Below are 13,018 nucleotides of genomic sequence, written 5' to 3' on the forward strand. Positions count from 1 at the left end.
TAAACCTTTAGCTATATTATGTCATGGTCTCCTGAACTATTCGGTGGTTCTAACACAACTGGTTGGTCAGATTCAGATGATGATTGTATTGGCTCATCAGACCCAAACAACCATGAAAAAACCCCACCAAAAAATGATGCAATTAATGAAAAAGGCTTCATAAGTATACTAAACAAACTACCAAAAAAAGAGCTCGGCTGTTCTTCTGTTTGTGCAGGTTCTATGGGAGCAATAGGCTGTGCACTTCCGGTTGCTACATCAGTTCCTTTTTCTGCACTGGTGGCGGGTTGTCCTCCATTATTTTGTGTAGGTCCTGTAGGTTGACTACCGTTGCTTACACCAGTTCCTTGTCCTGCACTGGTGGTGGGTTGTCCTCCATTATTTTGTGTAGGTCCTGTAGGTTGACTACCGTTGCTTACACCAGTTCCTTTTTCTGCAATGTCTGATTCTGATTTAGCATCACCTTCTTGCTTTTCTTTCTTTTCTGTACCAGCATCTTCTTCTTGAACCCCTTTACTATCCGTCGATGGCTCATCAATTAAACCAGCATCAGGGCTTTCTGCGGCTTTTTGAAATAGAGTTTTTATTTCTTCGTTAGTAGTTAAATCGAAAGGAGTTTTTTCATCTTTATCTTTTACATTAATATTTGCTCCTGCTTTTATTAGAGCGTCTACTACCTCTTTGTTGTTATTTCGAGCAGCAAAATGTAAAGGAGTCTCTTCTTTATCATTTTGTGCATTAACATTTTCCCCTTTATCCAATAGGGCTTTTACTACATCTTTTTCGCCATTTCCAGCAGCAAAATGTAAAGGAGTCCATCCACCCTTATTTTGTGCATTAACATTGATCCCATTTACTTTCAGTAGGGCTTCTACTACCTCTTTGTCATTCTTTTCAACAGCCAAATGTAAAGGAGTATTTTCAGAATCATCTGTTGCATTAACCTGTGCTTTTCCTTCTTTACCCAACAGATTTTTTACATCATCAATATTACCGTTTTCAGCAGCCTTAAGCAGTTTATCATTGGCCTTTTTTACGCTTTGCAATAGATCTTGTATTCCTTCATCAGTGGCTAAATTGGAAGGAGTCTTTCCTTCATCATTTTGTGCATTAACATTTGCCCCTTTATCCAATAGGGCTTTTACTACATCTTTTTTGCCAGTTAGAGCAGCCTCATGTAAAGGAGTTTTTCCAGAATTATCTTTTGCATTAACATTTGCCCCTTCATCCAATAGGGCTTTTACTACATCTTTTTTGCCATATTCAGCAGCCCAATGTAAAGGAGTACATCCACTATTATTTTTTGCATTAACATTTGCCCCTTTATCCAATAGGGCTTTTACTACATCTTTTTCGCCATTTAGAGCAGACCAATGTAAAGGAGTATTTCCAAAATTATCTGTTACTATATCTTCATTTACATCACTCATCCCACACCTCCTGTAAAATTATATTATCACGGCAAAGCCGTTAATAATCTATGACCTTTATGTTCCTGGATCACGCAAATAATGCCCATGTTTTTCAGTATATTTGAGCAGGCTGTACATAAGAATTGCAATTGTAGAGCATATTATTGTTAATAGTAAATTTGGTAAAATGCCATAGCGAAAAAATTTTCCTACTATATATATTCCAATAGCCCCAAACATCATATTGCAGAATGAGAGGACTGCACTACCAAGCCCTATACCTTTGATCGTTTCTAAAGCAGAAGTTACGTTATTGCTGATTACTAATGCAAGCCCAATATTGGCTGGAATCCAGGCAACTTGAAGAATTAATATATTTAACTTGTCCGCGAAATAAAAATATACCAATAAACTATCGGATATTATCGGTAACACCAAACCTATTATTAGCATTTTGCTAACCCCTACTTTTGGTACATACCTTCTATTAATTAAAGTTCCAATTATGTAAAATATGACTATGATCGATATGAGGTAGCCAAAATACTGTACTTCAATGCCCATTGATTCAAATATGAACGGGTAGTTAGCAACATATGCCCAAAGCCACATGAAAGTTAATCCATGAATGGCTGAAAACCCAAGGAAACGATAATTTCTAAATATTGATATGTATTGCTTGAAGATATTAGTAGTTATGTTAGTTATACTGGTTTCATTTTTATTCACAATGAGTGTTTCTTGTAACTTAAAGTAAATAAAAATAAGCATAGCAATTGCCGCAAGTGATATAATAAAAAACAAAAATTTCCAACTATACCCATGTGAAATTATATAACCGCCCACCACTGGAGCTATTCCAGGTGAGAGTGCCACTACCATATTTAACTTTGAAATTACTCTCGAGTATTCACTACCCGAGTACATATCCCTTATTGCTGCATACCCAACAACACCTGCAACACCTGCCCCTGCTCCTTGTATGAAGCGAATTAGTATCAAGAGCGCAATACTGTCGGCTATATAACACATGATACTTGCTAAAGTAAAAATTGTCATACCAATCAGCATCATTGGACGCCTACCATAATGGTCCGATAATGGACCATAAATTAATCCAGATACTGCAAATCCAACTAGATTCAAGCTAATTGTAAGCTGCACTACACTGCCTTCTACTTTAAAATAATTGGCAATGCTTGGTAGTGCAACTGAGTATAGGTCAGTTGCCATATCGACAATTGCTACAGACAATATCATAATAAGAGAGATGATATTTTGCGAAAGAGCTGTTTTCACTTAATGATTGACTGGATTAAATATACTTGATTATAATATATTTTTTTCATTAGTATAAGTACAATGTTACATAGTAAACGATGTCATTCGAGTAGCGGACACTGTCCTCCTTTGTCATCCCAGTGCCTTGACTACTTGGATCCAGGAATTTTATTAAGTTGGTAAGCATAAAAGTAGCCGTTTTATACAACGTTTTGATGATTATGAAAAAGCTGGATTCCAGACTGGAATGACACCCTCCTAGTGGATTCAAATCACAATGTTCGTACAGTTATGTGCTTTGACACTGGAATCTTAAGCTAAAATCATAAAAAGCCTGAATTTCAATATCTTATCTTCAATTATTCAGGTTTAAGTTTAAATACTGAGCATCAATTGTTCAGGACCTTTGCTTCCGTGTTATCCAACGAATCACCATAAGTCACTGCTTTGAGGTAAAATTTTCTCCCTGATTGCACTTCAAAAGAAATTATTGAATCATCAAGTAAGGTAAATTTCTCACCTCCTGTATGCTCATACTCTTTAGTACCTTCTTGCCCTCTAATTAGGTTGCTAAGCTTATATTTATTTTTATCTATGAGTTTAGTACTCTGGAATTTCACTATCTCTTTTCCGATTAATGCTGAATTTGAATCGATAATTCCTAGCAGCTTACCAAAACGTAATACTATTACAAGCCCCTCATCGGTAGATTCCATTACATATCCGTAAGTAGACTGTTTATTTGTGCTTGCGATAGGCTTATAATCCTTATCGTTGTACGAAATAAAGAGCGTTGCTCCCTTCCAATTCCTTTCCTCACCAATTAAAGTAAAGCTTGCAATATTACCTTTAACATGCGGTAAATCTATCATTTCTACGTGGTTTTGCTGATATGAGAAGGAGGGTATTCCTTCAGCATAAGAGACCTTGTTGAAGGAAAAGAAAGCTTATATATGGAGCTGTCATAACCAACACCACTTACTTGAATGGACATGCTTTCAAATTTTGTTTTTATAATTCTCACCGTATGCTTTTTCTCACCGTCTAAAATCGTTATGACATCACTTGGCGCAAGCCACGCATATTTTATCGGCAGCTTGAAATTGTATATATTTCTCTCTTGCCACGAAGAATAAAGTAAAACCTCAGCTATATTTTGCGCCTCTCCCTCCTCCATAATGAGCGGTATTTCAACTGTTGCAGCAGTGCCTTGCTTTGGCAACTCAGCATATTTAACATCAATTGGATAGCCAAAATTGCGATTAAAATAAACGACGTTAACTTTATTGTTTAAATCCAGTTGACTAATATTAACAAGTTTTGAATTGTTACTGAAAACCGTTTCACCAATTGGCATTACAGTTGTAACTCCCCTGCCCTTTTGGACAAATTTCAGTTTAGAGCCCTGCTCAACCACATCAAAAAAATAGCAACTTTGCAGCATTTTAATAATTGAACGTACGGGTTGCTGGTCATTTATTACATATCCAGACAATAACCCTTTGACGCCACCTGTATCGAACTGATTGCTTTTTAAACCTGTTTTTTGTAACAGATCCAATAAAACATCGGAAATATTAAGCTGTGAAAGCTTTCCCTGAATCCAATGTCCTGTCTGCCAATTATGGCAGTCAGTCCACACATCACACAAATTGGGAAAGTAAGGAAATGGCCTTGCATCCCATGCCCAGAGAAACATTTTTTCTACCATTTCTGAGCTTTGCCACTTCTTTAGCGTTCCTTCAATTGCAATTTTTTGTGAAAGAAAGCTCACCTCTCCGTTTGAATATCGTGGATATTTGCTCTCTATGCTGCCTTTGTCAACAAACACATTTGGCTCATTAGTGCAGCCGTTCATACTGGGAAATCCATATTCAGTAAACCATATTTTTTTCATTTTTGGTTGCCATTTTGTTTTACTACCACCGGGGTTTATGTGAGTTTCACTCCACCATTTCTCTATATTTTTCCACGCATACCTGCTGTCGTTATACTTTACTTTTTCAGGCTCACTTTTTGAGTAATCATAGAAATAATCATACCCCACTCCACTGCTCCAACCACCCATTACATCTTCCGCAGAATAGCCAAAAGGAGGCTCTGGACCATCAGTCAGTGGAAAATAAGCATCTATGCCAACAACGTCGATGTACTGTGAAGACCACAGTTCATCCATATTATACCAACCATCATATGAGTGGTATTCGCTCCAATCCGCAGCGTAAGTTACTGTTACTTCTTTTCCAAGATCAAGTTTTATCTGCTTTGCAAGCTTAACTAGCTCTGCCACTGCAGGGTAATTACCTTTTTCATCTCTGATTTTGGTAAGTTCAACAAATTCAGAACCAATGATAAACCCTTCCACTTTAGTTTGTTTGGCAATGCTTGCATAATGCTCTATAAATTTGTTGTACTGATTCTTAAAAAAATCACTTATATCCCCAGGAGTCCCGCTCAATCTTTCTCGCCACTCTTTGTTCTTTGTATCAAGTAAGGGCATCGGATAGAGCATCACCTTGTAGCCTCTGCTGTGTAGCTCTTCTATATATCTTATTAGCGCTGAATCACTAACTGTGCCACCATATCTTGGGTTTCCATTATCGTCTTTTGAAATTAGCTGAGCATCATCTCTGGTACTACTTCCTACTTGCCAATCATCAGGTAATATTGCGGAATCATCTTGAAATTCAACTGCAGGGTATATTTTACAATCTTTAATGTTCACAGATCATTCACAAACCAATTGACTACTACCGATACCCACTCAACATTTGGTAAATCTCCCTTTAATTGATCCAAAGAAAGCACTGCATCGCTCTTTTTAGTGTGGTTGTTATGATTTACCCTTTGTGCCAGCCCATATGGGATATATTGGTTGCTGCTTATTTTCTCTTGCGCGATTTTCTTCTGTATTTTTGTATCATATACAAACTCTCCTGAGTCTGGTATTATATTGATATTCTGAATATTTTCTACTACTGAAAATCCGCTAGGCTTTAATATAGTCTGCACTTCAAATGTGAATACCGGAACGCGGTTATTATAGTCTGCTAAAGGAAAATTCTTGATGACTATGTAAGATATTCCCCTATAAGCCGGCACACCTTCGATTGACGACATAAATGGATCAGGATTTTGGTCTTCTGTACCGCGGTAAAAAGTATAATCTATTTCATCAAAGCTAAGTGATGTTGTATCTGCCCAGATTCTGTTTAATTTTTCTACTTTCCCCTTGCAGATCGCAATTGCAAGCGTTGCATAGTAATTATACTCAACATTCATACCTCTTCCAATTTTGCTTTTGGTGGTTATCGCCTCTTCTTTTATTGGCTGTGACCAAATAATGTTCCCTGCAATGCGAGCAGTGCCATAGATAATTGGTATCGTCCTTCCATAGGTTGAGGTTTGAACTTGCAGATTTTTTAGTCTCGCACCATGCGTTACTTTCTGCTCAGCATCAAGGCTAAACATCGCACCATCAAGCTGCGCACCAAGAAGAGCACCGAGTTCTGAGCCGATAATCTGGCCAATTGGACCAAAAATGCTGCCTGCTTGACCAAAAATTGATGATAAAACTATTGTAGACATGATAATCCTCCTTTTTGTTTCTATAGTTAATGTAGGCTCTACGTCATGCCGCCACGAACCGTCATACCGCGATTCATTCGCGGTATCTCTTAGCATAGATTCCGCTAACTAGTAGCGGGATGACGAGCTTATCGTTATGCCGCCGCGAAACGTCATACCGCGATTCATTCGCGGTATAGATTCCACTAACTAGTAGCGGAATGACGAATTTGTCGTTTTACAGCCACTTGGATGACAATTTGCCACTAAATAGTAGGAAATTCAATAGCTTACAATGAATAGTTGAAGTTTTTAATTAAGAAAAGCACATGAGTAAATCGTGTAGCTATAATTATTGTAAGCAACAATGAAAAAGTGCGGAAGTAGAAATTTGAGTTGACAAAATAAGAAAAAATATAGTATATTAAAAATATTGATACTAACTTAAACTAATTATGCCAGCAGTAGTAAATACACCAGACAACATACAAAGACCGTCAAAATTAAAAAAAGCAAAAGAAATTCTGCTAGCTCCTGTAAGGTGGCTAATCACAGGTTTATTTGTAGTACTTTTTATAATATTTTTTATTCCTCCCCTGGTGTTTTTCTTAATCGCTAAGGTATTGAGTAAGCTATATCTTTTTGCAGGAGGCAAAAGAACTGAAGCATTTATGGAGGCAGCACGTATCCCACAAACAACGCATGATACTAATGTAAATGATGCAATTAATATTAACGTTCAAAAGCTAAAAGAAAACTATGGCGAGCCTGATGTTGATGATAAGTTTATAGAGGAAATAGAAGGATTTATTGATCAGTTAGAGTGCATAGCAAATGGCACACAAAAAGCTGCAGATAAAGATCAACTTAGAGAAGATGAGAAAAAACATGCACTTGAGTGCTTGGAGCGTATAAAAAATAACCCTGATACACATAGTGGAAGCGGGTTAACATTGAAGCAAGTTTTAAATTTAGCTTGGAAGGATTGCAACGATCAAACTAGAGCAAATGCTGATCATAATATAGATATTAATACCCGCATATCACAGAGAAAATATCAACTGGTTAAACATTTAGTAGAATCGCAAACAGAATACGGAGTGCGTGGTGGTCGTGGTTCAAGTGCATGTTTTACTGGTACCTTCAACAGTATTGTCTCTTCCTTGTACATTTTTGAAGAGTTTTCCTTCTTGCAAAAAGCAGATAAGAATACTATAAAGCAGGAATTTGAAAATGAGCTGCAAAAAAAGGGAGAAGAACTATTTAATCAGCTTTCCAATGATAAAGAAAAAAAAGAAGTTGCAGAAGCTTTAAGTAATCCTTCTACAAATTTCTTTTCAAGCTATGTAGAGTCATTTAAAAACCACTCTGCACGTGCAGTTTTAGGTGATAAAGAATGCGACAAATTAGTTAAAACTTATCTTAGTAATCTTCAGTACAATAGCACAATATCTTGCTTTACCTAAAGTAATCACTTTACCAGCGGCAAAGTGATACCATGCTGATTCATATATTTTCCTTTCATATCATCATATGATTTTTCACACTCACTTTCGCCGCTTAAAAATACGAATTGGCATGCGCCTTCATTAGCGTAAATTTTTGCAGGAAGTGGGGTGGTGTTTGAGAATTCGAGTGTGACATGACCTTCCCATCCAGGTTCTAAGGGAGTAACGTTTACTATAATTCCACACCTTGCGTAAGTTGATTTACCAACACAAATGACCAGTACATTTCTTGGTATACGAAAATATTCCACTGTGCTTGCAAGCACAAAGCTATTTGGTGGAATTATGCATACTTCTGTTTCTTTATCTATAAAACTATTCTCAGAGAAATTTTTAGGGTCCACGATGGCTGAATTAACGTTAGTAAAAATTTTAAATTTATTATCCACTCTTGCATCATACCCATAAGACGATAGTCCGAAAGATATAACACCTTTGCTGCTTTTGTGATCCACAAAAGGCTCTATCATTCCAAAATTTTCAGCTTTTTCTCTGATCCATTTATCTGGCATAACTGCCATAATTGCCCCTTAAAGTTGTGTAATACTTACAATAATATAAAATAAAATTTAAATGTAAACTGTAGCTTTTGTCATGCAAGTAGCTTGTATCAAATCACAATGTTCATACAATTATGCGCATGACGCTGGGATGACAATGGATTATTAACTAACAAATTGTACATGGTAAATGATGTCATTCCAGTCTGGAATCCAGAAAACTTAACTTTACACCAGGTAATAAGAACTGGATCCCAGTGTCTGGGCACTGGGATGACATCCTCCTAGTGGAAATTGCTCTCAAATCACAATGTTCGTACAGTAAGCTGCTTGCAGACACCATTGTTACAATGTTCATGCAATTGAAATAGCGGTCAATTGGATTAGCTATAGGTCAATCACAAGAGAAAATTAAAGCTTTTCAGTTTGATTTTTTATTACAATAATTAGATTTATGTTCTTAACTAAAAATAATGCTTAGAAACTTTCTCCTGATTTTTGTATTCGTATTATTCACGCCGCTGTCAAATGCTGATGCCAGGAAATACATCAGAATTGTTGGATCTTCAACCGTTTTTCCTTTTATCTCATTTGTAGCCGAGGAGTTCAATCGTGTATTCTCTTTTAAGACTCCAGTTGTGGAATCGATAGGAAGTGGATCAGGGTTCAAAATGTTTTGCTCAGGAATAGGGGAAGACACGCCAGACATCACCACTTCATCTCGCCCTATGAAGGAAGTAGAAAGAGAACTATGTAAAAGAAATAAAATTAATGAAGTGATAGAGATCATCATTGGCTATGATGGAATTGTCATTGCAAATTCAAATCAAAGCCATAGATTTGATTTCACAAAAAAGGACTTATTTGAAACTTTATCTGCATATTCTCAAGAAAATGATAAATTAGTAAAAAATAATAAGAAGTTTTGGTCTGATGTAAATCAAGCCTTACCAAAAACAGAAATTGAAATTTATGGTCCACATCAAAATACAGGCACATACGAAACTTTGGTTAATTCTATTATGTTCAATCAATATTCATGCATGAACTCGAGAATTTTCAAAGAGAATTATAAAGATCAGGAAGAAAGAAAGAAAGCATGTGGTAATATAAGGGATGACGGAAGGTATATAGAAGTTGGAATTAATGAAAACATAATAATACAAAAATTGAAAAGTAACAAGAACGCTTTAGGGATATTTAGTTTTAGCTTTTTAATGAGGAATCAAGATAAAATACAAGGGAGCACAATTGCAGGAATTGAGCCAACTTACGAAGATATATCATCGGGAAAATATATATTAGCAAGACCTCTATACCTTTATATAAAGAAAGAACACCTGGATACTGTTGATGGATTAAGAGAATTCATAAAAGAAATTATAGATTCGATCGGCATTGAAGATGGGTACCTATCTAGGCTTGGTCTAATCCCACTTTCAAGTGAATATATAAAGAAAGCTTCAGCAAAGGTTTATGATATAACGTGACGGCAACACTTCCTTCTCCTGTCATCCAAGCAGCCTCCTTTTTTTGTCATCCCAGTGCGTAACACTGGGATCCAGACTTTAATTATTATACTCGTAAATAAGTGTAATAGATAATGGTCCTGGTGAGAAAAAAGTTCACCTCAAATGCAGTATTTTTGTTGAAATAGCTCAACTGGATGCCAGTGTCACGCACTGGCATGACACCATTTGTTGTAAACTCACTTTTATGGTTATCTTTTTATACTACCTTGTCTACCTTATTTTGTCGCTTTCCTGAACGGATACATATTCTTTGTCTAGCGTAGTCAGACCCCAGCGCAGCGCGCTGGGATGACAATGGATTACTAATTAGGCAGTTCTTGTTTTGTTGCAACACTGAGAAAGATCTGGGTCCGAGCTTTTCGTATTTGGGCTTTCTGATTTCTCACAAAACTTAGCAATACCAGCACCCATTAATATAACTGCTGCCAAAACTGTTAAAGCCAGTGCAACTACAGGATACGCTAGCACATAGGCTGCAACAGCACCAGCTACGCATAGTCCAGTAACACCTAGAGCAATCTTCCCTTTGTGTTCACTCCAGAAGTTTGTATCGTTCTTTTCTGGGGTTTTGTTATCTGCTTCATTTGTTAATTCAGGGTTTGCGGTGTTAATTACTGGGTTTTGACCTAGATCAGTGTCATCTATACAAGCATTAAGTTCATCATTCTCAAACAGATCATGATTGATTTCTTGTGAAAATCGAGTCGCATACTCTTTATCCCATGCTATCTGATCATCAGCCTTGGCATTATCTAGTGTATCTTTACTAAGTTTTTCCTCAAATTTTTGAATCAAATCTTGAAAGCATTGCTCACCTACTCCAGGTATTTTAGCAAAACGTTTTTGTGCCTTTACAAGTTTACTCATTACATAGTTATTTCCACGGTGCTCATACCCAAGGAGCTGTGGAGAAGCAGCATTAAACATTAATTCAAAGATTTCTTTTATCTTTTCCACATCTTCTTGGTTCAATTCTTTACTATATTTAACTTCCAGAGGATAAACTAAAAAGGCATCTACGTCTCCATCAACCCAATATACTATTCGATCTAAAACACTTTGTACATTTTACCACAATTCTCTAATGCTGCTTCAACTTGATTAACATTAAGACTTTTTATTGCATCTCTTAGTATTGAACTAAGATCCATTACCCTCTTGTGCTCTTCCATTTCTTGAATAACTGTTTCAAGAGCAGGTATGTCACTAAGGACAGTTTCTCTTAGAGAGTTTTCAAAACTCTCTATTGCATGATCACACACAGAATCACGAATTTTTTGATTAGTTTTCTGCCAAATTAGTTCAATGATCTTTACGCTTTTTTCAAATTTTTCTTTATCTTCAACTATATCGTTAAGGCGAGTAATAGCAAAATATAAAATGATATCTTTTTCACTAGTTGGAGCTCCCTCGTGTCTCAAAGCTGCTTGTATATCATCATTTTCATTACTGTTGAATATTTCCTGGACCATTTTAAGGTTGTTCTCGCTGATTGCTGTAATTAATGAAGTTTGAATTTTTTGTTGTATGTCAGTTAATTCAGTCATATTTTACCTCTATTTTCTATAAAGTTTAATTATCATATATATTTACAAGTAAGTCAAGTATATTGTTAATAACTGTTAATAAAGGCCAACAAAATGCTTGACGTTAGAGTAGCTTTTATGGCTTTGTATAGCGAGGAAATAACTCTATGAAAAATCATCAACGTTTACAAACTTTACGTTCAATTGTATTTATTGTGGGAATATTCCTATTGTTATTTAGCTTAGCAATGCTTATTCCTGCTATTACTAATAAATGTCTCAGCTACGAATGGAAAAATTTTCTCGCTGGATTCATAATTACCTGCACATCTGGTGTAATTTTTATTTTACTCGGTAAATTAAATGGCATGCCGGCAATTTTTGCAATTACTAGTTGCACCTGGATTGCCTTGTCTTTGTTTGCAGCTATTCCTTTCTATTTTGACAATCTGAGCTATGTTGATGCATTATTTGAAACGATATCTGGCATCACAACCACAGGGGCAACTATATTAATGATATTGAAAAACAATCTCCAGGAATACTGCTATGGAGAGCAATGCTACATGGCATGGGGGGTTTTGGTGTAATCACTTTAGGAATTGCAGTTTTTCCTATGTTTAAGATTTTCAGCCTAAATAATTTACTTTATTCTGAATATTCAGATGCTACAAAAAGGAAGTTGCCGAACACGCGAAGCGTAGTAATTCATATTACAGCAATATATTATGGCCTAATTTTGTTATGTATATTTTCCTATTATCTGGCTGGCATGCCACTATTTGACGCAATATGTCACGGAATGTCCGCTGTATCAACTGGTGGATTTGCTAACTATAATGATTCTATAGGGCACTACAATAACCCTATGTTAGAAGTCATAACGATCATTTTTATGATTTTGGGTTCTCTGCCTTTTTTTAGCTATTTAAAAATCATAAGACGGTTAGACATTTGCTATGATGAACAGGTCTCTTACTTTGTTAAGATAGCTATTGTTTCATCTTTATTTGCTTGTTTTTGGTTGTATCAAAATGTTGATTTAGGAGTGTCATTATCATTTAGATACAGCACGTTTACCATCACCTCTTTAATTACGTCAACTGGTTATGCAATCTGTAATCATACAGATTGGAGCTTCATTTCAGTCTTAGCTTTTTTTCTAACCTTTGTTGGTGGATGTAGTGGTTCTTCAAGTGGTGGCATCAAAATCTTTCGTTTGATCATTTTTCTAAAGTCTATAGGAAATCACTTTCGCCTTTTATTAAACCCAGGTGCAGGTAATAGGGTAAAATTCAACGGAAAAACCCTGGAGAATGATGAAGTTCACTCTGTCTTTATATTTTTTGCAATTTTCATGTTAACGTTTACCATTTCATCAATAGTGATGTCTTACTTAAGCAATGCAGACTTTATAACTAGCATCAGTTCAGTCTCTGCAACGCTTACAAATTCTGGCCCGGGATTTAGTAATTTAATAGGCCCTTCAGGTAACTATTCTTCTTTCAGTAATGAAGTAAAATTATTTTTGTCGTTTTTGATGCTGCTTGGTAGACTTGAAATATTGCCAATCTATTTTTGTATAGGTAATTTATTCTTATTTAATAGAAAGAAATAGTTGGTAAAGTTGTGAAACTTGATATTATAGCTAAACTGACTTACGACAATTTGAAAAACCGTCATTCCGCTACT

At 36.0% G+C, this 13,018-nt stretch carries 13 protein-coding genes; 4 read left to right on the forward strand and 9 right to left on the reverse strand.

The features are described 5' to 3' along the window. Positions 1-11: 11 nt before the first annotated feature. The 5 genes from ABWU23_RS02820 to ABWU23_RS02840 form a co-directional block, all read right to left on the reverse strand. Positions 12-1,430, reverse strand: coding sequence for an ankyrin repeat domain-containing protein (locus ABWU23_RS02820; protein ID WP_353270761.1), 1,419 nt, complete (start codon positions 1,428-1,430; stop codon positions 12-14). 57 nt (positions 1,431-1,487) lie between these two features. Beyond that, the gene (locus tag ABWU23_RS02825; protein ID WP_253309931.1) at positions 1,488-2,672 is read right to left on the reverse strand and encodes a multidrug effflux MFS transporter; all 1,185 of its coding nucleotides are present in this window, start codon (positions 2,670-2,672) and stop codon (positions 1,488-1,490) included. 410 nt (positions 2,673-3,082) lie between these two features. Continuing rightward, positions 3,083-3,565: a hypothetical protein gene (locus ABWU23_RS02830; RefSeq protein ID WP_353270762.1), complete on the reverse strand. Its 483-nt coding sequence runs from the start codon at positions 3,563-3,565 to the stop codon at positions 3,083-3,085. Between the two features lie 2 nt (positions 3,566-3,567). Beyond that, a complete protein-coding gene (locus ABWU23_RS02835) occupies positions 3,568-5,418 on the reverse strand; it encodes a glycoside hydrolase TIM-barrel-like domain-containing protein (protein ID WP_353270763.1) in 1,851 nt (616 codons plus the stop codon). After that, positions 5,415-6,281 (reverse strand): hypothetical protein, encoded by an 867-nt coding sequence (locus tag ABWU23_RS02840; protein WP_353270764.1) that lies wholly within the window; start codon positions 6,279-6,281, stop codon positions 5,415-5,417. Before ABWU23_RS02840 ends, ABWU23_RS02835 begins: the two co-directional genes overlap by 4 nt. 434 nt (positions 6,282-6,715) lie before the next feature. Between ABWU23_RS02840 and ABWU23_RS02845 the strand changes: the two genes are divergently transcribed. Then, positions 6,716-7,726, forward strand: coding sequence for a hypothetical protein (locus ABWU23_RS02845; RefSeq protein WP_265045446.1), 1,011 nt, complete (start codon positions 6,716-6,718; stop codon positions 7,724-7,726). Between the two features lie 5 nt (positions 7,727-7,731). Here the strand turns inward: ABWU23_RS02845 and dcd are convergent, their stop codons facing one another. After that, the gene (gene dcd, locus ABWU23_RS02850) at positions 7,732-8,289 is read right to left on the reverse strand and encodes a dCTP deaminase (RefSeq protein ID WP_353270765.1); all 558 of its coding nucleotides are present in this window, start codon (positions 8,287-8,289) and stop codon (positions 7,732-7,734) included. Between the two features lie 175 nt (positions 8,290-8,464). Then, positions 8,465-8,626: a hypothetical protein gene (locus ABWU23_RS02855; RefSeq protein WP_264688080.1), complete on the reverse strand. Its 162-nt coding sequence runs from the start codon at positions 8,624-8,626 to the stop codon at positions 8,465-8,467. Positions 8,627-8,741: 115 nt separating this feature from the next. Between ABWU23_RS02855 and ABWU23_RS02860 the strand changes: the two genes are divergently transcribed. After that, positions 8,742-9,758 carry a substrate-binding domain-containing protein gene (locus ABWU23_RS02860; RefSeq protein ID WP_353270766.1) on the forward strand — a complete coding sequence of 339 codons (1,017 nt, stop codon included), beginning with the start codon at positions 8,742-8,744 and terminating at the stop codon, positions 9,756-9,758. 348 nt (positions 9,759-10,106) lie between these two features. Here the strand turns inward: ABWU23_RS02860 and ABWU23_RS02865 are convergent, their stop codons facing one another. After that, entirely contained in the window at positions 10,107-10,772 is a 666-nt protein-coding gene (locus ABWU23_RS02865) for a hypothetical protein (RefSeq protein WP_353270767.1), read from the reverse strand. Positions 10,773-10,849: 77 nt separating this feature from the next. Continuing rightward, a complete protein-coding gene (locus ABWU23_RS02870; protein ID WP_353270768.1) occupies positions 10,850-11,347 on the reverse strand; it encodes a hypothetical protein in 498 nt (165 codons plus the stop codon). 146 nt (positions 11,348-11,493) lie between these two features. Here ABWU23_RS02870 and ABWU23_RS02875 point away from each other — a divergent pair, with 146 nt between their 5' ends. Continuing rightward, positions 11,494-11,916, forward strand: coding sequence for a hypothetical protein (locus ABWU23_RS02875; RefSeq protein WP_353270769.1), 423 nt, complete (start codon positions 11,494-11,496; stop codon positions 11,914-11,916). Next, positions 11,898-12,944 (forward strand): TrkH family potassium uptake protein, encoded by a 1,047-nt coding sequence (locus ABWU23_RS02880; protein WP_353270770.1) that lies wholly within the window; start codon positions 11,898-11,900, stop codon positions 12,942-12,944. Before ABWU23_RS02875 ends, ABWU23_RS02880 begins: the two co-directional genes overlap by 19 nt. Positions 12,945-13,018 lie beyond the last annotated feature (74 nt).

Origin of the sequence: Wolbachia endosymbiont (group A) of Hedychridium roseum, assembly GCF_964028325.1 — a bacterium.
In the GTDB taxonomy this organism is placed as follows: domain Bacteria; phylum Pseudomonadota; class Alphaproteobacteria; order Rickettsiales; family Anaplasmataceae; genus Wolbachia.